20 protein-coding genes and 3 pseudogenes are annotated in these 22,764 nt (G+C 60.2%); 12 read left to right on the top strand and 11 right to left on the bottom strand.

All coding sequences use genetic code 11. The features are described from left to right. Positions 1-191: 191 nt before the first annotated feature. The 4 genes from ACIQVE_RS15820 (at position 192) to ACIQVE_RS15805 (ending at position 2,961) form a co-directional block, all read left to right on the top strand. Positions 192-1,151 carry a nucleoside-specific channel-forming protein Tsx gene (locus ACIQVE_RS15820; protein WP_402809927.1) on the top strand — a complete coding sequence of 320 codons (960 nt, stop codon included), beginning with the start codon at positions 192-194 and terminating at the stop codon, positions 1,149-1,151. A 15-nt stretch (positions 1,152-1,166) separates the two neighbouring features. After that, positions 1,167-2,189: a purine-nucleoside phosphorylase gene (locus ACIQVE_RS15815; RefSeq protein ID WP_402809924.1), complete on the top strand. Its 1,023-nt coding sequence runs from the start codon at positions 1,167-1,169 to the stop codon at positions 2,187-2,189. Positions 2,190-2,432: 243 nt separating this feature from the next. Then, positions 2,433-2,660, top strand: coding sequence for a DUF6555 family protein (locus ACIQVE_RS15810; protein WP_034154602.1), 228 nt, complete (start codon positions 2,433-2,435; stop codon positions 2,658-2,660). Between the two features lie 37 nt (positions 2,661-2,697). Further along, positions 2,698-2,961, top strand: coding sequence for a hypothetical protein (locus ACIQVE_RS15805; protein ID WP_402809921.1), 264 nt, complete (start codon positions 2,698-2,700; stop codon positions 2,959-2,961). A gap of 22 nt (positions 2,962-2,983) precedes the next feature. Here the strand turns inward: ACIQVE_RS15805 and ACIQVE_RS15800 are convergent, their stop codons facing one another. The 3 genes from ACIQVE_RS15800 to ACIQVE_RS15790 form a co-directional block, all read right to left on the bottom strand. Continuing rightward, on the bottom strand, positions 2,984-3,151 hold the full coding sequence (locus ACIQVE_RS15800; RefSeq protein WP_402809918.1) for a metallothionein: 168 nt from the start codon (positions 3,149-3,151) through the stop codon (positions 2,984-2,986). A 1,026-nt stretch (positions 3,152-4,177) separates the two neighbouring features. Next, positions 4,178-4,630, bottom strand: coding sequence for a DMT family transporter (locus ACIQVE_RS15795; protein WP_402809915.1), 453 nt, complete (start codon positions 4,628-4,630; stop codon positions 4,178-4,180). A gap of 3 nt (positions 4,631-4,633) precedes the next feature. Continuing rightward, positions 4,634-5,119 carry a DMT family transporter gene (locus ACIQVE_RS15790; protein WP_402809912.1) on the bottom strand — a complete coding sequence of 162 codons (486 nt, stop codon included), beginning with the start codon at positions 5,117-5,119 and terminating at the stop codon, positions 4,634-4,636. A gap of 112 nt (positions 5,120-5,231) precedes the next feature. Here ACIQVE_RS15790 and ACIQVE_RS15785 point away from each other — a divergent pair, with 112 nt between their 5' ends. Continuing rightward, positions 5,232-6,167 (top strand): LysR family transcriptional regulator, encoded by a 936-nt coding sequence (locus tag ACIQVE_RS15785; protein ID WP_402809909.1) that lies wholly within the window; start codon positions 5,232-5,234, stop codon positions 6,165-6,167. Between the two features lie 289 nt (positions 6,168-6,456). Here the strand turns inward: ACIQVE_RS15785 and ACIQVE_RS15780 are convergent. The 3 genes and pseudogenes from ACIQVE_RS15780 to ACIQVE_RS15770 all read right to left on the bottom strand — a co-directional run. Next, positions 6,457-7,050, bottom strand: a pseudogene (locus ACIQVE_RS15780) (methyl-accepting chemotaxis protein); the annotation flags it as partial. 312 nt (positions 7,051-7,362) lie between these two features. Further along, a pseudogene (locus ACIQVE_RS15775) lies at positions 7,363-8,139 on the bottom strand (cache domain-containing protein); the annotation flags it as partial. A 198-nt stretch (positions 8,140-8,337) separates the two neighbouring features. Then, positions 8,338-9,654, bottom strand: coding sequence for a Na+/H+ antiporter family protein (locus tag ACIQVE_RS15770; RefSeq protein ID WP_402809906.1), 1,317 nt, complete (start codon positions 9,652-9,654; stop codon positions 8,338-8,340). A 226-nt stretch (positions 9,655-9,880) separates the two neighbouring features. Here ACIQVE_RS15770 and ACIQVE_RS15765 point away from each other — a divergent pair. Both ACIQVE_RS15765 and ACIQVE_RS15760 read left to right on the top strand, forming a co-directional pair. Further along, positions 9,881-11,359: pseudogene (locus ACIQVE_RS15765) on the top strand (HAMP domain-containing protein); the annotation flags it as partial. 102 nt (positions 11,360-11,461) lie between these two features. Beyond that, positions 11,462-12,217, top strand: a complete 756-nt coding sequence (locus ACIQVE_RS15760; protein WP_390896377.1) for a methyl-accepting chemotaxis protein — start codon at positions 11,462-11,464, stop codon at positions 12,215-12,217. Positions 12,218-12,449: 232 nt separating this feature from the next. Here ACIQVE_RS15760 and ACIQVE_RS15755 read toward each other — a convergent pair whose 3' ends face one another. Genes ACIQVE_RS15755 through ACIQVE_RS15740 form a run of 4 tightly spaced genes read right to left on the bottom strand, consistent with a single transcriptional unit; the run spans position 12,450 to position 15,051 of the window. Beyond that, on the bottom strand, positions 12,450-13,763 hold the full coding sequence (locus ACIQVE_RS15755; protein WP_402809903.1) for a sensor histidine kinase: 1,314 nt from the start codon (positions 13,761-13,763) through the stop codon (positions 12,450-12,452). Then, positions 13,760-14,428: a response regulator transcription factor gene (locus tag ACIQVE_RS15750; protein ID WP_402809900.1), complete on the bottom strand. Its 669-nt coding sequence runs from the start codon at positions 14,426-14,428 to the stop codon at positions 13,760-13,762. The genes ACIQVE_RS15755 and ACIQVE_RS15750 overlap by 4 nt, the downstream gene beginning before the upstream one ends. 3 nt (positions 14,429-14,431) lie before the next feature. Beyond that, on the bottom strand, positions 14,432-14,743 hold the full coding sequence (locus ACIQVE_RS15745) for a PepSY domain-containing protein (RefSeq protein WP_402809897.1): 312 nt from the start codon (positions 14,741-14,743) through the stop codon (positions 14,432-14,434). Continuing rightward, complete coding sequence (locus ACIQVE_RS15740) at positions 14,743-15,051, bottom strand: PepSY domain-containing protein (protein ID WP_402809894.1); 309 nt, start codon at positions 15,049-15,051, stop codon at positions 14,743-14,745. The genes ACIQVE_RS15745 and ACIQVE_RS15740 overlap by 1 nt, the downstream gene beginning before the upstream one ends. Positions 15,052-15,315: 264 nt before the next feature. Here ACIQVE_RS15740 and ACIQVE_RS15735 point away from each other — a divergent pair, with 264 nt between their 5' ends. The 4 genes from ACIQVE_RS15735 (at position 15,316) to codA (ending at position 19,791) form a co-directional block, all read left to right on the top strand. Continuing rightward, on the top strand, positions 15,316-16,395 hold the full coding sequence (locus ACIQVE_RS15735; protein ID WP_402809892.1) for a patatin-like phospholipase family protein: 1,080 nt from the start codon (positions 15,316-15,318) through the stop codon (positions 16,393-16,395). 85 nt (positions 16,396-16,480) lie between these two features. Continuing rightward, positions 16,481-16,837 (top strand): 6-carboxytetrahydropterin synthase QueD, encoded by a 357-nt coding sequence (queD, locus tag ACIQVE_RS15730; protein ID WP_046042818.1) that lies wholly within the window; start codon positions 16,481-16,483, stop codon positions 16,835-16,837. 420 nt (positions 16,838-17,257) lie between these two features. Continuing rightward, the gene (codB, locus tag ACIQVE_RS15725) at positions 17,258-18,529 is read left to right on the top strand and encodes a cytosine permease (protein WP_402809888.1); all 1,272 of its coding nucleotides are present in this window, start codon (positions 17,258-17,260) and stop codon (positions 18,527-18,529) included. Between the two features lie 14 nt (positions 18,530-18,543). Further along, entirely contained in the window at positions 18,544-19,791 is a 1,248-nt protein-coding gene (gene codA, locus ACIQVE_RS15720) for a cytosine deaminase (protein ID WP_402809885.1), read from the top strand. A gap of 164 nt (positions 19,792-19,955) precedes the next feature. Here the strand turns inward: codA and ACIQVE_RS15715 are convergent, their stop codons facing one another. Then, entirely contained in the window at positions 19,956-20,936 is a 981-nt protein-coding gene (locus tag ACIQVE_RS15715) for a diaminopimelate epimerase (protein ID WP_402809882.1), read from the bottom strand. A gap of 248 nt (positions 20,937-21,184) precedes the next feature. Between ACIQVE_RS15715 and ACIQVE_RS15710 the strand changes: the two genes are divergently transcribed. Next, entirely contained in the window at positions 21,185-22,336 is a 1,152-nt protein-coding gene (locus ACIQVE_RS15710; RefSeq protein WP_402809879.1) for an MFS transporter, read from the top strand. The last annotated feature ends 428 nt before the right edge of the window (positions 22,337-22,764 follow it).

Below are 22,764 nucleotides of genomic sequence, written 5' to 3'. Positions count from 1 at the left end.
GGCCCAGAAAAGGATGCATTGGCTGACCCAGCGCCTTCGCGAGCAAGCTCGCTCCCACAGTGATCTTCAGTGCAACAAAGAAACTGGTACGCCTTATGCAAACGTTTGCGAAGCGTCAATCGCGGCACTTTCGCCGCACATCAGCCAGGCCCGCAGAATCCGGGCCTTGATCCGCAGAAAAAGGACTTCGCATGCACGTCGCTTCTCTTCTTCGCGCACCTTTTGCGCGCACGTTTGCTGTTTCCTTGCTACTGACTGGCGTTACCGGAGTTCTCAGTCAAAGTACTTGCGCGCAACCAGCCCTCCCCGAAGAGTCCGCCCAGGGTGAAACCCTCAGCCCCGAAGCCAGTCCACCGAAAAAAGGCGCCTACCTGTCGGACTGGTACAACCAGGACCTGACCCTGATCGGTAGCAAAGACATAAGCTTCGGTCCACAACCGGCCGATGACATCTACCTGGAATACGAGTATTTCGGGCGCAAGGGGCCCTTTGAGCTGTACGGCTACATCGACGTGCCGAAGATTTTCAACATCGGCAACAGCCACGACAAAGGCGTGTGGGACCACGGCTCGCCGGTGTTCATGGAGCACGAACCGCGCATCTCCATCGACTACCTCGCCGGCCGCAGCCTGGCCATCGGCCCGTTCAAGGAATGGTATATAGCGTTTGACTGGATCTACGACCACGGCAGCCGCAAAGAGAACCGCGCCAACACCTTGTACAGCGGCTTCGGCACCGACATTGATACCCATTCGCGGGTCAATCTGTCGGCCAACCTGTACGGGCGTTACCAGTGGGAAAACTACGGCGCGAGCAATGAATATTCGTGGGACGGCTACCGCGCGCAGCTCAAGTACATCATCCCTATCGACAAGTTCAGCAACGGCGCCTCGCTGACCTACATCGGCTTCACCAACTTCGATTTCGGCTCCGACATCCACAAGGACAACCCGGCACGCACCGCCAACGCGACGGTCGCGACTAACGTGTTGCTCTACTCGTTCACCCATTTGCGCTTCACCCTGGTCGGGCGTTACTTCCACAACGGCGGCAACTGGGAAGATGGCAGCGAGCTGAACTTTGGCGACGGCAATTTCCGCGCCCGCTCGAATGGCTGGGGTTACTACGCCGGCATCGGTTATCAATTCTGAAATCAGGAGTTTTTTATGCACGCAATGACGCGAGTTTCACTGGCCGCAGCGGCCCTGCTCTCTTCCACCGCTTGGGCAGCGCAAGCACCGTTTCAGCCAAAAATAGTGCTGATCACCATGTTCGCCCCGGAGGCGCAACACTGGATCGAGCGCCTGGAACTCAAGCAGGAAATCCGTGTGCCGGGCCTGTCCGCCGAGTACCCGACCATCCGCTGCAACACGCAGCAGGTGTGCCTGCTGACCACTGGCATGGGCCAGACCAACGCGGCGGCATCGACCCTGGCATTGGCCTTGTCGCCGAAATTCGACCTGCGCAAAAGCTATTTCCTGATCGCAGGCATTGCCGGGATCAACCCCAAACACGGGACCATCGGCACGGCCGCGTGGGCACATTATCTGGTGGAATTCGGCACCCAGTGGGAACTCGATTCGCGTGATGCGCCTGCGAGTTGGCCGACCGGCTACATCGGCATCAACACCAAAGGCCCGAACGAAAAACCACCGCTGGACTACAAGACCGAAGTCTTCGAACTCAACCCTCAACTGCAGGCCAAGGCCTTCGCCCTGAGCCATAAAGTCGAGCTGAGCGAGAGCAAGGAATCAGCCGCCTGGCGCCTGAAATACCCTTCTGCGCCAGCCAACCAACCGCCGGTGGTCACCCGTTGCGACACACTGGCGGGCAACACCTGGTTTTCCGGCACGCGCCTGAGTGAACGCGCCGAGGTCTGGACCAAACTGCTGACCGAAAACAAGGGCGAATACTGCACGACGCAACAGGAAGACAACTCCACCTACGAGGCCCTGCTGCGCGCGAGCCGCGAAGGTCTGGTGGACATACAACGCCTGGCAGTCGTTCGCGCAGGCTCCGACTTCGACCGTCCTGAACCTGGCGGCAGCGAAGTGGATAACTTGCTGAAATATGCCGATCAGGGCGGATTCGTTCCAGCGCTTGAAAACCTCTATCGCGCGGGTAATCCGTTGGTGCAGGACATCCTGAAAAACTGGTCTGCGTGGGAAAACGGCGTTCCCAAATCCTGAGAACAGCAAAGCCCTCATGTAGGAGTGAGCCTGCTCGCGATGGCGGCTCTCCAGTCAACATCTTCATCGACTGGTTGATTGCTATCGCTAGCAGGCTAGCTCCCACAGGTTCTGTGCAAGTTCAATTAATCGCACTGCACAACAACCAACGCGTCGCCATTGATAGATACCGTCCGACAATCCGAGTGAATTTTCCCGGCGCACCGCGATCCCTCTATTACCACAGGGAGGAATACGGGCTTTATGAACAACGCAAAACTCTATGTCATCGACTACACCCTTCACGGCACGCCCAAGTCGTTCATTATCCGCTCGGACAAAATGGACAACGCCGAGGCTTGGCACTGGGCGAGCTGCGACGCAGGGGTAGGTCGGATACCGCGCTTCGGCCGTGAGAAAGTGCAGAAGACCAGCAAACCGATGGCGGAAAAATTCGGTGTGGAAAATGTTGTCTGGCGACCGACCAGCTAAGCTCTGTAAGGCGTCGAATCAACGGGGGAAGCAAGAAATGGCAACCAGCCTGGCTAAACTGGATTACAGCCTGGACATTCCATCCGGCCGCATCATCAGTGCTGATTGCCAAGTTGACCTGGAAGCCGTCGCGGACGATCCATTCAGCTTCGCCCTGCTGGTCAATGCGCCATTTCCGGAAGACCTGGAGCGGGCCAGGACCGTATCACTGACGGTCGAAGGCCGACGACTGTTCGGCACTGTCCGCCACATAGAACGGCTGGATGATGACAGTCTGAAACTGCAAGTGGAGCCTGATTAGGCTCCACTTTTTTACGTTACGGTTACTTGGGATGCGCGCAGTGGCAGCCCTTGCTTGAACATTCCGCGCCCCCCTTGTGGTGGTGAGCGCAGGCCTCGCAGCAATAGTGCTTGCCGTGCACAGCGTACGCATGCTCGCCGTCTTTGATGGTGCATTTACATCCGGGACAATCGCATTTTCTGTCAGGCATGGGACAGACTCCTTGGGTTGTGGTTGTCTGAGGCTTTGCAAGCCGTAGACTTCAGTGTAGGAGCTGTCGCAGGTTGCGATCTTTTGATTTTGTTTGTTTTTGGGTTTTGGGTTTTGGTTCTGGGGGCATATCCGTTGCTGCGGTTGGGGCTTCTGGCGGTTTCGCTTTTACAGCGAGTCCCTTTTTCAAACGCCAAAAAGGAACCAAAAGGCTTTGCCCCCGGCGTACGGCACTTCGCTGAGGCTCAGTGTTCCCTCGCTACGGTGTCCATCCGGGGGCATCGCCTCCGGTTTGCTTCGCGGCACCTCCTCTCGATGTGTGCGGCTTCGCCGCACGGCGCTACGCGCCTAACCCCCTGATGGACACCTTCGCTCGGCCTGCCGAAGGGGGCTAAGAGCAACATCAAAAGCCAGATCAAAAGCCCCTCACCCTAGCCCTCTCCCGGAGGGAGAGGGGACTGACCGAGGTGATTGGGCGAGGTGCGCCGACGTGGGATACCGAGTCGAATATAAGTTTCGAAACCAACAGTAATCGGCCCCCTCTCCCTGGGGAGAGGGCTGGGCGGGCGGCGTTCCGATGAGGGGCAAATTCACACCGACTGCTTATGAGCGGGCGATGGCGTCAAAACTACCTATTGAGGTGTCCGGAATTAGTTGACCACTGCACACAAATCAAAAGCCGAACGCATTGCCTTTCACCACTCAACCCAATGAGCGTTAGCTCGAGTGCAGCTCTTGATCTCAAGGCCCCGTCGGCAGGCTTCGTTCCGGGATTGATCCGGGGGTGGGAGCGCAGCGACCGTTTGGCGCAGCCAAACACATCGAGAGGAGGTGCAGCGCAGCAAACCGGAGGCGATGCCCCCGGATCAATCCCGGAGCGAAGGAACCCGAGCCACAGCGAGGGCCGAACGTCAGGGCACAGACCTTTTGGTTACTTTTGGGGCGTTTGCCAAAAGTGACCCGCCGTAAGGGCGGAACCGTAATCAGCCACACCCGCAGCAACGGATATACACACCAATAAACACTTCTAAGAAGAACGAACACTACTGCGATACATAAACACCAAAGCCAACCCCAAACACACCATCGCCAAAACCCGACTCGAAGACAGCTCAATCGCCGGATTCCCCAACCAGCCAAAATTATCAATCAGCATGCCCATCCCAAGCTGACCAACAATCACCGCAACAGTCGCCACAGCCGTACCCACCACAGGCACCGCGCCCACCATCACCATCATATAAACCACCCCAAACAACGCCCCCATCAGCTGCCATTTGGGCACATCCAACAAACTCACCGCCTGCGCCGGCTCAAAAAACAAAATCAACAACCCGGTCACCACCGCGCCCACCACAAACGTCAGCAAACTACTGCGCAACACCCCAACGGATTCACCCAGACGCCCATTGATCGCCGCCTGCACACTCAACACCGCGCCAGCCAACACCACCACTGCCAACAAAATAATCAGACTCATCACTCACCCCCGCGCAATCAAAACCAATGCCACCACAATCAACCCCAACGCCAGCCAACGCTCAGCATTAACCTTCTTGCGCGTCGCCCCGAACCAGCCGAAATGGTCGATCAAGACACTCTTGCCGACCTGCCCGGACAGAATCGCGATCATCGTCATCGCAATGCCGATATGCGGCGTCGCCAACGTCAAAACCACCACATACATTGGCCCCAGAAACCCACCGATCAACTGCCAGCGCGGCAGATCGGTCAGCGCCGGGCCCTTTTGCGGACCAGCAAACAGCAGCAGCAAAAACAGAATCGCCGAGCCGACGCCGAAGATGCTCAAGGTCGCCCACAAATGCCCGACCTGCACCCCCAACGGCCCGAGCAAACCCGCCTCCACCGACAAACCCATGCCCGCCAGAATCACCAGCGGCAGCAACAACAAACGCAACCCCGGCTTGGCCACCGGCGCGCTAACACTTACCTCATCCAACGTCTGCATAACCAAAACCTGTGCAAGTAAACGATGGCGCGGATTATCGGCTGGCTTCGCTGTGCGATAAATGGGAGCATCAGGACAACACTTTTGCGCAACTCGCACAGCAGGACGACCCATGCACGGGCTCAATGAACTCGGATTCAAGGCACTCAGACTGTTTGTTGCAGTGCTCGACCACGGCAGTTTCTCCGAAGTCGCCCGCCGCGAGGGCGTGGCGCCCTCCTCCATTTCCCGGCAAATCCAGTTGATGGAACAAGCGCTGAACCAGCAATTGCTTTATCGCCATACCCGCGCGGTCACGCCGACTGAAGCCGGGCGCATGCTCGGCCATCACGCGCGACTGGTGCTGGTGCAACTGGAAGAAGCCGAGCAAGCCTTGCAGGAACAGCAAAGCGAACCCACCGGCCTGGTGCGGATCAACGCCCCGGTGGTGTTTGGTCAACGGCATCTGACGCCGTGGCTCGGCCAGTTGTGCGCGCGTTACCCGAAGCTGCAACTGGACATCCAGCAAACCGACCACTACGTCGATCCGTTGCAGGAAGGTGCAGACCTGCTGTTTCGCATCGGCGCGCTGCACGATTCGAGCATGCAGGCGCGAATTCTGGCGCCGCACCGCTTTCAGGTCGCCGCCAGTCCCGCGTATCTGAAACGCCACGGCACGCCGCAACATCCCGACGATCTCGCGCAACATCAATGTCTGGCCTACAAGGGCGCGACTGGCATGCAACGTTGGTTTTTCCGTCAGGATCAAGGCGACTGGACGCCCTATTCGGTGAGGGGCCCGATCACCGGCAACCACGCCGACACCCTCACCCAAGCCGCCGAACAGGGGCTGGGGTTGGTGATGTTTCCCTCGTGGCTGATTGGCGAAGCGGTGCGCGAATGCACACTGGTGCCGGTGCTAGGGGAGTATCAGGTGTCGAACAGTCTGGAACCGCAGCAGATCGCGGTGCTGTGGCCGGGGAGCCGGCGATTGTCGGTGAAGGTGCGGACGGTGATTGATTTCTTTGTCGAGTGTTTTGGGGACGTGCCTTACTGGGACAGGCCTTGAGGGCTTGAAGATCAAGAGCCCCTCACCCTAGCCCTCTCCCAGAGGGAGAGGGAACTGATTGGGGGATGCTGCAGAAGTACGCCGACCTGAAAAAACTGCTGTGAATCCATAATCGACCGGACCTGAAGAGCTGCTGTGAATCCATAATCGACCGGATCTGAAGAGCTGGTGTGAATCCATAATCGACCGGATCTCTCAGGTCGATGTATGACGCAACACACCTCGGTCAGTCCCCTCTCCCTCTGGGAGAGGGTTAGGGTGAGGGCTGCCCCGAGGGTTCACCCAAAAATCAAATTCGGAACTGCCCAACCAACTTGCCCAACCGCTGCCCCAACTCCGCCAAACTGCGCGAAGTCTGCGCCCCCAACTGCGTCTCATCCGCCACACTATCCACCGCCACCGCAATCTGATGCACGCTGCGATTGATCTCTTCGGCCACCGCCGTCTGCTCCTCGGCAGCACTGGCGATTTGCGCGTTCATCGAGTTGATGGTCGCGATCAATTCCGCCATCGCATCCAGCGAAGCCCCAGCCTGATTGGCCTGCGCGGAGGTGCCGTCACCGGCCTCACTGGAGCGGCGCATCGCCTCGACCGCCGATTGTGTGCCCGCTTGCAAGCGATCGATCATCGCCTGAATTTCCTGCGTGCTGATCTGCGTACGACTGGCCAGCGCGCGCACCTCATCAGCCACCACCGCAAAACCACGCCCAGCCTCACCGGCCCGCGCCGCTTCAATCGCCGCGTTCAGTGCCAGCAGGTTGGTCTGTTCGGCAATCGAACGGATCACCCCGAGCACACCGACAATCGAACTCACGTCCTGTTGCAGGCTGTCCAGCGACACGCCGCTGCTGCGGATGTCATCCACCAGCGCATGAATCTGCTTGATGCTGCCAGCGACCACGCGTTTGGCGCTCTGGCCTTCTTCGTCGGTCTGCTGGGCGGCGACGGCGGCGTTCTGCGCGCTCTTGGCGACTTCCTGCGCGGCGGCGGACATTTCGTTGATCGCCGTGGCGACCTGATCGGTCTCATGGCGCTGACGCTCCATCGCCTTATCCGAACGCTGGGCCTGATCCGAGACCTGCGTCACCAGCCCGGTGAGTTGCGTGGTCATCTCGGTGATCTGTCGCACCAGCCCATGAATCTTGTCGACGAAGCGATTGAACGAGCCGGCCAGCTCGCCGAGTTCGTCCTGGCTGGTGATGTTCAAGCGGCGCGTCAGGTCACCCTCGCCTGCGGCGATGTCGTCCAGGTTGGCTTTCATCAGGGTCAGCGGACGCAAAATGGTATTGGCCAGCAGCATCCCCGCCGCCGCGATTACCAACAGCACCACCACCGCCACGCCGACGATGCTCAGCACCACGCCTTGCATGCGTTCCTGCACCTGCGTTTCGACCAGCGCCACTTGCGCTTCGATGCCGTCGAGGTTGACCGAGGTACCGACCGCCATGTCCCACTTCGCCAGGTATTCGGTGTAGCCGAGTTTCGGCACCAGTACTTTCGCGTTGCCCGGCAGCGGCGAGCTGTATTGCAGATAATGCGTGCCGTCCTTCGCCACTTTCACCAGACCGAGGTTGACGTAGACGCCGTTCGGGTCGCGGTTGTCCTTGAAGCTTTTACCCACGCCTTCGGGATCGTTGGCCTTGAACAGGCGCACAGTCTCGGAGTCGTAGCCGAAGAAGTAGCCGTCCTTGCCGTAGCGAATCCCCGAGAGCAGTTTGATCGCCTGCGCGCGCGCCGCGTCATCGCCCGGGGCGGCCGCGTCGTACAGCGGTTTGATCGTGGTCATGGCCACGGCGACGTAACTTTGCAGAGTGGCTTTGGCGTCGCCGAGCAGGCGTTCGCGGGTCTGTTCGACCTCTTTTTGCGCCTGCCCCTGAAGAATGAACAGCGTGGTCAGGCTGATGACCAGCGCAAAGAGCAATACCGGGAGGACGGCAAGGGAGAGGACTTTAGCCTTGAGGCTCAGGCGCATTGGGGGGGCTCACTCTTTTGGTTTTATTGGCGTGGTTAAAGGCTTTAACGGCACGTCAGATCAAAAGTTGAGCAAACGAATCACCACATCCCCCTGTGGGAGCGAGCTTGCTCGCGAAGGCGTCGTGTCAGTCAGCCTTTATGCAACTGATTCACCGCTTTCGCGAGCAAGCTCGCTCCCACAGGGGCCATGTGATGTTCAGAGGACCATCGCGGCCACCCAGCCGAACGCCAGCAGCGGCAGGTTGTAGTGCAGGAAAGTCGGCACCACGGTGTCCCAGATATGGTGATGCTGGCCGTCGATGTTCAGGCCAGAGGTCGGGCCGAGGGTCGAGTCCGAGGCAGGCGAACCGGCATCACCCAGCGCTCCGGCAGTGCCGACAATGCAGACGATGGCCAACGGGCTGAAGCCCAACTGTACGCACAGTGGGACGAAAATCGCCGCCAGAATCGGCACGGTCGAAAACGACGAACCGATGCCCATGGTCACCAGCAACCCGACCAGCAACATCAACAGCGCACCCACGCCCTTGCTGTGATTAATCCACGACGCCGACGACTCGACCAGGGTCTGTACCTGCCCGGTGGCCTTCATCACTTCGGCGAAACCGGAGGCAGCGATCATGATGAAACCGATCATTGCCATCATCTTCATGCCTTCGGTGAACAAATCGTCGGTGTCGCGCCACTTGACGATGCCGGACACCGAGAAGATCAGGAAGCCGACCAACGCTCCGATAATCATCGAGTCCAGCAGCAACTGCACAATGAATGCAGCAGCAATCGCCACACCGGCGATCATCAGGCTCAGCGGGTTGTACTGCACCGTCGCTTGCTCAACCTGCTCGATTTTCGCCAGATCGTACACACGCCGTTTGCGGTAACTGATGAAAGCCATCGCCAGTCCGAAGACCATGCCCAGCGCCGGAATGCCCATGGCGTGGGTGACGTTGATGCCGCTGATGTCGACGCCGCTCCGTGCGACGTTGGCGAGCAGGATTTCATTGAGGAAGATGTTGCCGAAGCCCACCGGCAGAAACATGTAAGGCGTGATCAGACCGAAAGTCATGACGCAGGCGATCAAGCGGCGGTCGAGTTGCAGCTTGGTCAGCACATAAAGAAGCGGCGGTACCAGCAGCGGAATGAACGCAATGTGGATCGGCAGGATGTTCTGCGAAGCAATCGCCACCACCCACAACAGGCCGATCAGCAACCATTTGACGTTGCCGCCACCGGTCGCATGTTGGCGGTCGACCATTGCCAGTGCCTTGTCGGCCAGCGCATGGGCCAGGCCCGACTTGGCAATCGCCACGGCGAAAGCGCCGAGCAACGCGTAGGACAACGCCACCGTCGCCCCGCCGCCCAAGCCGCTGTTGAACGCCTTGAGCGTGGCATCGATGCCCAGACCACCGGTCAGGCCGCCGACCAGCGCGCCGACGATCAAAGCGATCACCACGTGCACGCGGGACAGGCTGAGAATCAGCATGATGCCAACCGCCGCTATGACTGCATTCATTTCACTACCTCAAAAAACACTGCGGTGGAAAACCGACCGCCAGACAGGATGAGTCCGCCAAAGGTCAACCGGCGGATTGCAAAGAGGGTCTTATTAAAAGGGCGCGCACTGTGCCGCAGAGTGGCGGTGGTGTCAAAGCGAGCGACCAAATCTCGACTGTGGCGAGGGGATTTAACGAACCGTCGCACCGCCCCGTTCGGCTGCGAAGCAGTCGTGAAAACTGCGAATGTGGTTTATCTGGAGATCGCAGGGGGCGGCTTCGCCACCCAACGGGGATGAATCCCCTCGCCACAGGGAACTCTCGCAAGCAGTTGAAGTGCGGCAATCCGCCATATTGTGTTTTCGAGATAAAGAAAGCCGAAAAGCGGCCGCTACAGTGCAAAGTCTCAGATATTTATCGAATAAGGACGTCTTCATGTCGCTCAGACAACTTTCCATCCAATGGAAAATCACCCTGCTCGCCGGGCTTTGCCTGGCCGGTATCGTGACCCTGTTGGTGGGTCTTTCGCTGTATCGCATGGAGCACAGCTCCGCACTGGTGAAAGCCTCCAGCATGGAGATGCTCACCGAATCGGCCCAGGCGCGCATCGAATCCCAGGGCGAGGTGCAAGCCGCCGGCATTCGTCAGCAGTTCATGGACGCCTATCAATACGGTCATGGTTTCTCGCGTCAGGTGTTGTTCCTGCGCGAGCAGGCTGAAAAGCGCTTCCTCGATGCCTTCGACCTGCGCGAAGACATGACCCGTCAGGTCAAATCCGCGCTGCAAGCCAACCCCGACTTGCTCGGTCTGTCGCTGGTTTTCGAAGCCAACGCGCTGGACGGCAAGGACGAGCTATTTGCTGGACAAGGTGAGTTAGGCAGTAACGACAAGGGGCGTTTCGCCCTCTACTGGTCACAACCTGTACCTGGCAAAATCACCTCGATGGCCCTGCCGGAAAGCGACATGGCCGACACAAGCACCGGCCCCAGCGGTCAGGCTGCCAACGCCTGGTTCACCTGCCCACGCACCACGCTCAAACCCTGCGTGATCGAGCCGTACTTCTATGTAATCGACGGCCATAACGTGCTGATGACCAGCATCGTCTTCCCGCTGATAGTCAATGGCAAAGTCATCGCTTCGCTGTCGGTCGACATCAACCTCAACAGCCTGCAAGCGATCAGTCAGAGCGCCAGCAAAAAGCTCTATAACGGCCAGACCGCCGTGAGCATCATCAGCCCGGTCGGCCTGCTCGCTGGTTACAGCCCGGACGCCGGCAAACTCAGCCAGCGTCTGGACACGGTGGACACCGCCAGCGGCGCCGAACTGCTGCGCCAACTTGCAGCCACTACCAACGTCAGCAGCCTGCACAGCAACGGCCAGTTGAAAGTACTGTCACCGTTCCAGCCGATTCCTGGCGGGCCGTCTTGGGCCGTGCTGCTGGATGTCCCGGAAAAAGTGCTGGTGGAACGGGCCGAAGCGCTCAAGCAGCAACTGGATGCGAGCAACAACTCCGGCACGCTGATCGAGTTGGGCCTCGGCGGACTGGCGGCGTTGATTGGCTTGCTGCTGGTGTGGCTGATGGCGCGCAGCGTGACCCGACCGATCCTTGGCGTGGCGCACATGCTCGAAGACATCGCCAGCGGCGAAGGCGATCTGACCCGACGTCTGGCGTATGACAAGCAGGATGAACTCGGTCAACTGGCCGGGTGGTTCAACAAGTTCCTCGACAAGTTGCAGCCGATCATCGCCGAAGTGAAACGCTCGGTGCAGGACGCGCGCAACACTGCCGATCAGTCCTCGGCCATCGCCGCCCAGACCAGCGCCGGCATGGAGCAGCAATACCGCCAAGTCGATCAGGTGGCCACCGCGTCCCACGAAATGAGTGCCACCGCACAAGACGTCGCTCGCAGCGCCGCTCAGGCAGCCGAAGCCGCCAAGGATGCTGATCGAGCCACACGTCAGGGTTTGACCGTGATCGACCGCACCACCGCCAGCATCGACACCCTCGCCGCCGACATGAGCGCGGCGATGGTGCAGGTCGAAGGCCTGGCCGCCAACAGCGAGAAAATCGGCGCTGTGCTGGAAACCATCCGCGCCATCGCCGAGCAGACCAACCTGCTGGCCCTTAACGCGGCGATCGAAGCGGCCCGTGCCGGTGAAGCCGGACGCGGTTTTGCCGTGGTTGCCGACGAAGTCCGCAACCTCGCCCGCCGCACGCAGGAGTCGGTGGAGGAAACCCGTCAGGTCATCGAGCAGTTGCAGAGCGGTACGCAAGATGTGGTCGGTTCGATGAGCAACAGCCATCGTCAAGCGCAGGGCAGTGTCGAACAGGTTGGCCAAGCGGTGACGGCGCTGCGCCAGATTGGTGATGCGGTGACGGTGATCAGCGACATGAACCTGCAGATTGCCAGTGCCGCTGAAGAACAGAGCGCCGTGGCGGAAGAGATCAACAACAACGTGGCCACGATTCGCGATGTGACGGAGTCGCTGTCCGGGCAAGCGAACGAGTCGGCGCGAGTGAGCCAGTCGCTGAACAGCCTGGCGAATCAGCAGCAGAGTTTGATGGATCAGTTTCGCGTCTGATTCGAAGGTTGTGGGGTGTCAGTTGGATTCCCCCTCACCCCAGCCCTCCCGAAACGTCAGACCGCCCCCAAGGGGGCGAGGGGGAAAGGGAGCCGATCTTCATGCTGTTTAAAACCTGAGTTCGACTCGATAGTTCAGGTCGGCGTACCTCAAACAAACATCTCGGTCAGTTCCCTCTGCCTCCGGGCGGTCCGTCGTTTCGGGAGGGCTAGGGTGAGGGGCTCTTGAAGATTCACCGCCGAGGCAACTGAATCTCCACCTTCAACCCGCCCCACTCACTCTCGCCCAACACCAACGTGCCGCCCCAGGTGTCGACGATGTCCCGCACAATCCCCAGCCCCAAACCATGCCCGTCAGTCTGCTCATCAAGCCGTGTCCCGCGACCGAACACCTGAGCGCGCTGTTCCTCGGGAATCCCCGGGCCATCATCCTCGATGCTCAAGGCAAACCCGGCGGCGCTCTCGACCACGCTCAAACGCACTTCGGCATCCGCCCATTTGCAGGCGTTGTCCAGCAGGTTGCCGAGCAGCTCCAGCAAATCCTCACGGTCCCACGGCAGTTGCAGTCCTTTCGGCGCAACGTAACTGAGCGCCAGATGCTCGCCGTGGATCATGTTCAGCGTCGCCAGCAACCCCGGCAGTTCGGCATCGCAATCAAACAGCGCGCCCGGCAGCGCATCACCGGACAACCGTGCGCGATTCAGCTCACGATTGAGCCGCTGCTGAACCTGCTCCAGTTGTTCCTTGAGGATCTTGCGCAGCTCGGGATGGCTGTCGAGTTTTTCGCTCGACGCCAGACTCAGCAACACCGCCAAAGGCGTTTTCAGCGCATGCCCGAGATTGCCCAGCGCATTGCGCGAGCGCTTGAGACTGTCTTCGGTGTGCGCGAGCAAATGGTTGATCTGCGCCACCAGCGGCTCCAGCTCCACCGGCACCTGATCGTCCAGTTGCGAGCGCTGGCCCTGCTGCAACTGGGCGATTTGCTCACGAGCCTTTTCCAGCGGACGCAGCGCGCGACGCACGGTGATGCGTTGCAACAACAGAATCAGCAGCAAACCGGCCAGACCGAGACCGAGGCCGATCCGGCGCATGCGCTGGAAGCTGTCGTTCACCGGCGTGTAATCCTGCGCGACGCTGATGGAGATCGACTGGCCCAATCGGCGATAGTCCGAACGCAGCACCAGCAGTTGTTGACCGTCCGGGCCCAATTGCAGATTGCTGTGCAGGCCCGGATGCTCGAGCAGCGGCAGGTCCTGATCCCACAACGAGCGTGAGCGCCAGTGGCTGTCGGCAAAATCGATGCGGAAATAATGCCCGGAAAACGGCCGCTGATAGGCCGGCGACAGGTGACGCTCATCCAGCTGAAAACCCTGCGGGCCGCGCACCAGCGCCACCAAAAGGCTTTCGCTGTCGTTGCGCAATCCGGCTTCGAGGTAGCGTTGCAAGCCCATTTCGAACAACCACAGACTGGTTTGCGCCAGCACCAGACCCACCACCACCATCACGCTGATCAAACCCAGGCTCAAGCGGCGCTGGATCGACCTCACGAAGCTTGCCCGCCGAACAGGTAACCCTGACCGCGACGGGTTTCGATCACGCTTTTGCCCAGCTTGCGGCGCAGGTGATTGACGTGGACTTCGAGGACGTTGGAGTCACGCTCGGTCTCGCCGTCGTAGAGGTGTTCGGCGAGGTGGCTTTTGGAAAGGATCTGCTCCGGGTGCAGCATGAAATAGCGCAGCAGACGGAATTCTGCAGCGGTCAGCTGAATGTCAGCACCGTCGCGCGTCACGCACTGACGGCCCTCGTCCAGATGCAGGCCCGCAGCCTTGAGCGTGGTTTGATTGGCCTGGCCCTTGGAGCGTCGCAACAGCGACTGCACCCGCAGGTGCAGCTCTTCGGGGTGGAACGGTTTGGTCAGGTAATCGTCAGCGCCGGCCTTGAGTCCTTCGATGCGTTCGGCCCAGGAATCGCGCGCCGTCAGGATCAACACCGGGATCGCCAAACCGCCCGCGCGCCACTGCGCCAGCACCTCAAGCCCCGGCACGCCGGGCAGGCCGAGGTCGAGGATGATCAGGTCATAGGGCTCACTGCTGCCCTGATACAGCGCATCGCGTCCATCCGCCAGCCAATCCACCGCGTAGCCTTGGCGTTGCAGGCCGGCGATCAATTCGTCGGCCAGCGGTACGTGGTCTTCCACCAGAAGCAAGCGCATCGATCAATCTTCCTTGTCTTTCACGAGTTCACCGGTATCGGCCTTCAGGTGCAGCTCGCGCGCCACACCCTCGACCGTCAGCAACTCGACTTCATAAATGTAGACGTCGTGTTTCTCTTCCAACTCGACTTCCAGCAGTTTTGCTCCGGGATAGCGATCCATGGCCTGCTGCAACACTTGCTCGAGCGGCAGGATTACCCCGCGCTGACGCAACTTCAGCGCTTCGTCCTGATCAAGGTCGCGAGCCATCGCTGCCGAGCAGACAATCACCAACGCCAACGCCGTAAGCTGGGTGGCGCGAACATTAACCTTCATTACGTATCCTGATGATCCTTGAGAACCTGCCCGCTGACCGCGTCTAATTCCACATCCCAATCAATGCCCTGCGTATCACGCAATTCGACCCGGTAGATGTACTTGCCGTACTCCTCTTCCAGCTCGGTTTCGGTGATCGACGAACCCGGGTGTTTGGTCAGTGCCGTGGCATTGAGCTTCTCGAAGGAGACGATAGTACCAGCGTCGCGCAAACGCAGGGCTTCATCAGGGCCCAAATCGCGGGCATGGGCGAGGCTGGCGGTCAGGCCGATGATCGAGGCGAGGGACAGGGCAGTCAGGGTTTTCATGTGGATCTCCGTATTTTTATGTGTTGCCTACGGGGGGCACCTTAACGGGATGAACTTAACTGAAACTGAATGGCCATCATTGCTGATGGCAAACCCACGAGAGCACCTGCCAAACATCAACCCCTGTGGGAGCGAGCTTGCTCGCGAATGCTGAGTGTCAGTCACCATCATTGTCACTGAGCTGACGCCTTCGCGAGCAAGCTCGCTCCCACAGAGTTCAGTAGTGCGCCTATAATTCTTCGCTTGCTATCGATCGAGACCGGTATGACTGCCATCCACATCAAGTTCCCTGCCCTCACCCTCAAGGCCGGCCCTCGGGCCATGGCGCGGATTCGTGCGCAAGGGCTGAACGCTGCCGACGTCGGCACCCTGCCCGGCGCGGCTGGTGGGCCGAAGGCGCTTGGGATTCAGGGGCTGGATCTGGCGTTGTTCGGTGAGTGGCTGCCGAGTGCGCCGCGCGAGCGTTCGCTGATCGGAGCATCGGTCGGTTCCTGGCGCTTCGCCAGCGCCTGTCTGCCGGACGCCGCCGAAGGCATCCGTCGCCTCGGGCAGCTCTACGCCGAACAGCATTTCAATAAAGGCGTGACCATGGCCGAGGTCAGCCAGAGTTCACAGCGCATGCTCAACGACCTGCTCGACGGCCGCGACGCGAGCATTCTGGAAAACGCCCACTACCGCTTGAACATCATGGTGGTGAAAAGTCAGGGGCGTTTGGCCGATGATCATCGCGGCCGTCTCGGTCTGGCGCTGGGTTCGGTGATTGCCGACAACTTGCGTGGCCGTGCGCGACTGTCGCGGCACTTTGAACGGTTGATCATCCACGATCCGCGCCTGGCGCCGCCGGTCAATGCGCTGAACGATTTCCCGTCACGTTTCGTCGCGCTCAATGCCGGCAATCTGCGTCAGGCGTTGCTGGCGTCGGGTTCGATCCCGATGGTCATGGAAGGCGTGCGTGACTTGCCGGGCGCCGGTGCCGGGACGTTTCGCGACGGTGGCCTGCTCGACTATCACCTCGACTTGCCCTACAGCGGCGACGGCATCGTGCTCTATCCGCACTTCACCGATCGGGTGATTCCGGGCTGGTTTGACAAGACCTTGCCGTGGCGTCGCGCTTCAGTGGAGCGTTTGCAGGACGTGCTGTTGCTCGCCCCGTCCAGGGAATACCTGGCGCGCCTGCCCTTCGGCAAACTGCCCGATCGTAATGACTTCAAGCGTTTCATGGGCGACGCGCCGAGCCGGCAGAAATACTGGCACGCGGCGATGGACGAGAGCCGCCGATTGGGCGACGAGTTTCTCGAACTGGCTGCCAATGGTCGCCTCGCCGAGCGCTTGCTGACCCTTTAGTCAGCACGGCCAAACACAAGCTGGTAAACTCGCCGCCTGCCCGAATCGCTGCGGCGAACGCCATCTGAACAGAGCTGAAAACACTGTGGAAATCTTCAAGGAATTTACATTCGAATCCGCCCACCGCCTGCCGCACGTCCCGGACGGTCACAAGTGCGGGCGTCTGCACGGTCACTCGTTCAAAGTGGCGATCCACCTCAGCGGTGACCTCGATCCGCACACCGGCTGGATCCGCGACTTCTCCGAGATCAAGGCGATCTTCAAGCCTTTGTACGAGCGTCTGGATCACAACTACCTGAACGACATTCCCGGTCTGGAAAACCCGACCAGCGAAGTGTTGGCCAAATTCATCTGGCAGGAATTGAAGCCACTGCTGCCGGAACTCAGCGCGATCCGCATCCACGAGACCTGCACTAGCGGTTGCATCTATCGCGGGGAGTAATTCGATCCCGAGAACACTGAAGAACCTGTGGGAGCGAGCTTGCTCGCGAAAGCGATTTGCCAGCGAAGTAATTGTTGCCTGACACAACGCCTTCGCGAGCAAGCTCGCTCCCACAGTGATATGCGCAGTGTCAGTGACTGAATAAACAGCCGCCATGGCTGTTTTTTTACGCCTATGCTTTTTGGCTCAAACCCGCCAAGAGGACAGGCCCGTGACGGACTGCCTGCTGGATCCAGCGGGCGCCAGATACGCCATGCCGTGCGCGAACACAGCTAGCTCCCACATGGGGCTTCGGTGTGTTCAGGTGCACCGCTTTCGCGCCGAAACTCGCTGGCTCGTCTATACATACTCGCAACTCCCGGTTTGGCACGACCGCTGCAACCCTCCCCGCGTCTTCCCTTTTCAGCAAGGAACGCCCCCATGACGCAAAACGATCCCGGCAACGATTACCCGCTCAGCGAAGTCCCCCTGCATGCGCGCAAAGGCCTGGCCTCCACGGCGATGGTGTTGCTGGGTTTTACCTTCTTCACCGCGACCATGTTTGCCGGCGGCAAGCTCGGTGTGGCGTTCGGTTTTGCCGAGTTGATGGCGGTGATCATCGTCGGCAATCTGCTGCTCGGGTTGTACGCGGCGGGCCTGGGTTACATCGCCTTCAAGAGCGGTCTCAATTCGGTGTTGATGGGGCGTTTCTGTTTTGGCGAAGTTGGCAGCAAGCTCAGCGACCTGATCCTCGGCTTCACCCAGATCGGCTGGTACGCCTGGGGTACGGCAACGGCGGCGGTGGTGATCGGCAAATATTTCAACCTCGATGAGGGCACGGTCCTCGGGCTGATGGTGCTGTTCGGCCTGATGTTCTGCGCCACGGCGTATGTCGGCTATCGCGGGCTGGAGATTCTGTCGTACATCGCGGTGCCGGCAATGATGTTGCTGCTGTTGCTGTCGATGTGGGTCGCGACGGTGAAAGTCGGCGGTTTCGAGGGTTTGCTGAGCGTGGTGCCCAGTGGTTCGCTGGACTGGTCGACCGCCATCACACTGGTGTTCGGCACCTTCGTCAGCGGCGCGACGCAGGCGACCAACTGGACGCGTTTCTCGCGTTCGGCAAAGGTTGCGGTGCTGGCAAGCCTGATCGGGTTCTTCATCGGTAACGGCCTGATGGTACTGATCGGTGCCTACGGCGCCATCGTCTACCAGCAACCGGACGTGGTTGAAGTGCTGCTGTTGCAGGGCTTCGCCATGGCCGCGATGGCGATGCTGTTGTTGAACATCTGGAGCACCCAGGACAACACCATCTACAACTTCGCCGTCGCCGGTTGCAACCTGTTGCGCACCGAGCGACGCAAAACCGTGACCCTGGCCGGCGCGGTGATCGGCACCCTGCTCGCCCTGCTGGGCATGTACGACATGCTGGTGCCTTATCTGATCCTGCTCGGCACGGTGATTCCACCGATTGGCGGCGTGATCATGGCCGACTTCTTCTTCCGCTGGCGCGGGCGCTATCCGCGTCTGGCCGACGCACGGCTACCGGCGTTCAACTGGCGGGGCCTCGGGGCTTACGGGGTCGGCACCGTCGCTGCATTCAGCTCGCCGTGGGTCGCGCCGCTGGTAGGGATCGCCGCTGCCGCGCTAACGTATGTCATCTTCACCGCAATACTCGGCGCCCGCAGCGCCAGCGCGCCACTTCAAGACTTATAAGAAGGATTTGCCTGATGCACATCATCAACGCCCGACTGCGCAACCAGGAAGGTTTGCACGAACTGCACCTTGAAGACGGGCTGATCCACAGCATCGCCCGCCAGACCGAAGCCCCGACCCTGGGCCCCGACGACCTCGACGCCGGCGGCAATCTGGTGGTGCCCCCCTTCGTCGAGCCGCACATTCACCTCGACGCCACCCTCACCGCCGGCGAGCCGCGCTGGAACATGAGCGGCACGCTGTTCGAAGGCATCGAATGTTGGGGCGAGCGCAAAGTCACCATCACCGAAGAAGACACCAAGACCCGCGCCAAGAAAACCATTCAGACGCTCGCGGCTCACGGCATTCAGCACGTACGCACCCACGTCGACGTCACCGACCCGCAACTCACTGCACTTAAAGCCATGCTCGAAGTGCGCGAAGAAAGTCGGCACCTGATCGACCTGCAAATCGTCGCGTTTCCGCAGGAAGGCATCGAGTCATTCCGCAATGGTCGCGAGTTGATGGAAGAAGCCATCCGCATGGGCGCAGACGTGGTCGGCGGGATCCCGCATTTCGAGTACACCCGTGATCAGGGTGTCAGTTCGGTGAAGTTTCTGATGGACCTGGCCGAGCGCACGGGTTGCCTGGTCGACGTGCATTGCGACGAGACCGACGACCCGCACTCACGCTTCCTCGAAGTGCTCGCCGAAGAGGCCCGCAGCCGCGACATGGGCGCCCTCGTCACCGCCAGCCACACCACGGCGATGGGCTCCTACGATAACGCCTACTGCGCAAAACTGTTCCGCCTGCTCGGTCATTCCGGGATCAGTTTTGTCTCGTGCCCGACCGAGAGCATTCACCTGCAAGGGCGCTTCGACAACTTCCCGAAACGCCGTGGCGTGACTCGCGTGAATGAGTTGCTCGAAGCTGGGATGAACGTGTGTTTTGGTCAGGATTCGATCGTCGACCCGTGGTATCCGCTGGGCAACGGCAACATTCTGCGCGTGCTTGAGGCCGGCCTGCACATCTGTCACATGCTCGGTTACCGCAACCTGCAAAGTGCACTGGATCTGGTGACGGACAACAGCGCCAAAGCCATGCATCTGGGCGAGCGTTACGGCCTGGAACAGGGGCGACCGGCGAACCTGCTGATCCTCTCGGCGGACAGCGATTACGAGGTCATTCGCAGCCAGGGCTTGCCGCTGTATTCGATTCGCGGCGGCAAAGTGTTGATGAAGCGGCAGATGCCAGTGGTGGAGTTCAGTAGCGACCTGAGCTGAGGCTGAGGGCCCCATCGCTGGCAAGCCAGCTTCCACAGGGTTTTCGGTGAGCACAGAGTATGTGTCTGACCACAAATCATGTAGTGGACTGTTGTGTACACAGATGAAGTGTTCAGCACAAAACCCTGTGGGAGTCTGGCTTGCCAGCGATGGCGATTTCGAATTCAGCCCATCAATTGCGCCGTACCGAACAATCTGACGCTAGCCAATTCCCCTTGCTCTTCTTCAAGCAAAATCGGCGCCGTGCCACCGGGCATGGCTACCCGCACTTCCCCAGCCGCGACCCAACCGACCCGCCATGCTGCACACGCCACCGCACTGGCGCTGGTGCCTGACGATGCGGTCGGCCCTTCACCGCGTTCGAACACCCGCGCGACGATCCGCTGCGACGACTCGCGCGCCGCCCATTGCAGGTTTACACCCGCCGGACAAGGCTCTCCCGCGCCAGTCGGCGTCGCGTAAGCAATCCGGGTCAAGCCTTCACTCAGCGGTGACTCGCGCATTTGCTCGTTACTCGGCAATGCGCCAACGTCTGTCAGTAGCGTCACACAATGCGGATTGCCGATGCGTACAAACTGGCTGTGGCTCCACGCGGGATCGAGTTGCGCCAAGGGTTTCACATGGCTCACTGCACGCCCATTGAGTTCGCCGTTTCGATCGTTCTGCGCACCCACCGCAGTCGGGCCGAATCCGGGTTGGCCGAGATCCAGCCAGAAACCTTTTACACCTTCGACTTCGGCTGGTTTCACCGAGGTTTGCACCGTATCCCCTTTGTCGTGATGGACGCGTAATAGCGCCCCCTGCCCCAGCATCAACCCCTGGTCGGTCAGCGCTTGGGAAAAAATCGTCAGACCATTGCCACTGCGCTCGGCGAGGGTGCCGTCGGTGTTGACGATCAGCACGTCAAATGGCGGCGAGTTCTGGAACGGGCCGATCAGCAAGCCGTCGCTGCGGTGGGGTTTGCTGTTCGGCGGGCGCTGACCGTCGGGCCAGTCGCAGCACAGGGCTACGGCCGCTTCACTCCAAGCCTTGCGCGATGACGCACATTCAGTCGCACTCGCGGGCAAAGCGATCTGCGCTTCACGCAACGCTGCCGGAGAAACCACCCCGTAGATATTGCCCCGCGCATTGTAGAACTGCGTCATCACCTGTCCTTCATCGCATCGAAAACGCCACTGTAAAACGCAATCCCCTGTGGGAGCGAGCTTGCTCGCGAATGCGTTGGATCAGCCAAAGAATATGTCGACGGGCACACCGCTTTCGCAAGCAAGCTCGCTCCCACAGGTTGGACTGTGCAACGATAACCTCCTGCGCTCCCTCAAGTCCTGTGATCGAACCTCGACGTTCAATCACTGTCCCTCGGGGACGCGATGTATTTTTGCCAAGGATCGATATGACCAGCCTCACCCCCCAAGACACCTTCGTCCCCGGACGTCTGCAACAGATGTCCACGCGCATCGCTTTTTTCATCGCCGGTCTCGGCATTGCCGCTTGGGCGCCACTGGTGCCGTACGCCAAGGCCCGCGCTGGGCTCAATGAGGGCACGCTGGGATTGCTGCTGTTGTGCCTCGGGGTCGGTTCGATTCTGGCGATGCCATTGGCGGGGATTCTCGCGACGCGGTTCGGTTGCCGACGCGTGGCCACCGGCGGCACGTTACTGATCTGCGCGGCGTTGCCGTTGCTGGCGACGGTGTCGTCGATTCCGGCGCTGATCGCCACGCTGTTCATGTTCGGCGCCGGGCTGGGCACGGTGGATTCGACGGTGAACCTGCAAGCGGTGATCGTCGAGCGCGCCAGTGGCAAGAACATGATGTCGGGTTTTCACGGCTTGTTCAGCCTCGGCGGGATTGTTGGCGCGGCGGGCGTCAGCGCCCTGCTTGGCCTCGGTATGTCGCCGCTGGGGGCGATGTTGGTGGTGGTCGCGGTGCTGATCGCCGCGTTGTTCAAATGCGTGCCGCACATGCTGCCTTATGGCAGCGAAAGCTCGGGACCGGCATTCGCGGTGCCACACGGCATCGTGCTGTTTATCGGCGGGATGTGCTTCATCGTCTTTCTTACCGAAGGCGCGGCGCTGGACTGGAGTGCGGTGTTCCTCGCTCAGGAACGCGGGATCGACACAGCGTATGCGGGTTTGGGTTACGCAGCTTTTGCCCTGACCATGACTGCTGGACGTTTGATGGGTGACCGGATCGTGCGGATTGTAGGGGCGACGCGGATCATTCTGTTTGGCGGTCTGTTGGCGGCGACGGGCCTGTTTCTGGCGACGTTCGCGCCAAGTTGGCAACTCGCTCTGGTCGGTTATGCGCTGGTGGGTGCCGGTTGTTCGAACATCGTGCCAGTGCTGTACACGGCGGTGGGCAAGCAGACGGTGATGCCGGAAAGTATCGCGGTGCCGGCGATTACCACGCTGGGTTATGCGGGGATTCTGGCGGGGCCAGCGGTGATTGGGTTTGTCGCGCATGCCAGCAGTTTGAGTTTTGCGTTTGGGTTGATGGCGGTGTTGCTGGTAGCGGTGGCGATTGGTGGGAAAGTGTTGAGAGTCTGAACCGAGTGCATCTGCCAGATACCGAACTGTGTGGGAGTTGCTGAAGGCTGCGGTTTTTTGATTTTGTTTGGTTTTGGGATTTTGGGAGTTGTGGGCATATCCGTTGCTGCGGTGATGGCCAATTATGGTTTCGCTCTTACAGCGACTCACTTTTCCAGACGCCGAAAAGTAAGCAAAAGGCTTTGCCCCCGGCGTACGGCACTTCGCTGAGGCTCAGTGTTCCCTCGCTACGGTGTCCATCCGGGGGCATCGCCTCCGGTTTGCTTCGCGGCACCTCCTCTCGATGTGTGCGGCTTCGCCGCACGGCGCTGCGCGCCTAACCCCCTGATGGAGACCTTCGCTCGGCCTGCCGAAGGGGGCTAAGAGCAACATCAAAAGCCAGATCAAAAGCCCCTCACCCTAGCCCTCTCCCGGAGGGAGAGGGGACT

Origin of the sequence: Pseudomonas sp. NPDC098747 (genome assembly GCF_044760045.1) — a bacterium.
Classification (GTDB): Bacteria; Pseudomonadota; Gammaproteobacteria; order Pseudomonadales; family Pseudomonadaceae; genus Aquipseudomonas.
Note: the sequence above shows the minus strand (reverse complement) of the source record. Positions and strands in the feature narration are given on the sequence as shown.

Excerpts from the sequence above, each read along its gene's own strand:
- ACIQVE_RS15820 (WP_402809927.1), top strand. The coding sequence starts at position 192 with ATGCACGTCGCTTCTCTTCTTCGCGCACCTTTTGCGCGCACGTTTGCT.
- ACIQVE_RS15815 (WP_402809924.1), top strand. The coding sequence starts at position 1,167 with ATGCACGCAATGACGCGAGTTTCACTGGCCGCAGCGGCCCTGCTCTCT.
- ACIQVE_RS15810 (WP_034154602.1), top strand. The coding sequence starts at position 2,433 with ATGAACAACGCAAAACTCTATGTCATCGACTACACCCTTCACGGCACG.
- ACIQVE_RS15805 (WP_402809921.1), top strand. The coding sequence starts at position 2,698 with ATGGCAACCAGCCTGGCTAAACTGGATTACAGCCTGGACATTCCATCC.
- ACIQVE_RS15800 (WP_402809918.1), bottom strand. The coding sequence starts at position 3,151 with ATGCCTGACAGAAAATGCGATTGTCCCGGATGTAAATGCACCATCAAA.
- ACIQVE_RS15795 (WP_402809915.1), bottom strand. The coding sequence starts at position 4,630 with ATGAGTCTGATTATTTTGTTGGCAGTGGTGGTGTTGGCTGGCGCGGTG.
- ACIQVE_RS15790 (WP_402809912.1), bottom strand. The coding sequence starts at position 5,119 with ATGCAGACGTTGGATGAGGTAAGTGTTAGCGCGCCGGTGGCCAAGCCG.
- ACIQVE_RS15785 (WP_402809909.1), top strand. The coding sequence starts at position 5,232 with ATGCACGGGCTCAATGAACTCGGATTCAAGGCACTCAGACTGTTTGTT.
- ACIQVE_RS15770 (WP_402809906.1), bottom strand. The coding sequence starts at position 9,654 with ATGAATGCAGTCATAGCGGCGGTTGGCATCATGCTGATTCTCAGCCTG.
- ACIQVE_RS15760 (WP_390896377.1), top strand. The coding sequence starts at position 11,462 with ATGGAGCAGCAATACCGCCAAGTCGATCAGGTGGCCACCGCGTCCCAC.
- ACIQVE_RS15750 (WP_402809900.1), bottom strand. The coding sequence starts at position 14,428 with ATGCGCTTGCTTCTGGTGGAAGACCACGTACCGCTGGCCGACGAATTG.
- ACIQVE_RS15745 (WP_402809897.1), bottom strand. The coding sequence starts at position 14,743 with ATGAAGGTTAATGTTCGCGCCACCCAGCTTACGGCGTTGGCGTTGGTG.
- ACIQVE_RS15740 (WP_402809894.1), bottom strand. The coding sequence starts at position 15,051 with ATGAAAACCCTGACTGCCCTGTCCCTCGCCTCGATCATCGGCCTGACC.
- ACIQVE_RS15735 (WP_402809892.1), top strand. The coding sequence starts at position 15,316 with ATGACTGCCATCCACATCAAGTTCCCTGCCCTCACCCTCAAGGCCGGC.
- codB (WP_402809888.1), top strand. The coding sequence starts at position 17,258 with ATGACGCAAAACGATCCCGGCAACGATTACCCGCTCAGCGAAGTCCCC.
- codA (WP_402809885.1), top strand. The coding sequence starts at position 18,544 with ATGCACATCATCAACGCCCGACTGCGCAACCAGGAAGGTTTGCACGAA.
- ACIQVE_RS15715 (WP_402809882.1), bottom strand. The coding sequence starts at position 20,936 with ATGACGCAGTTCTACAATGCGCGGGGCAATATCTACGGGGTGGTTTCT.
- ACIQVE_RS15710 (WP_402809879.1), top strand. The coding sequence starts at position 21,185 with ATGACCAGCCTCACCCCCCAAGACACCTTCGTCCCCGGACGTCTGCAA.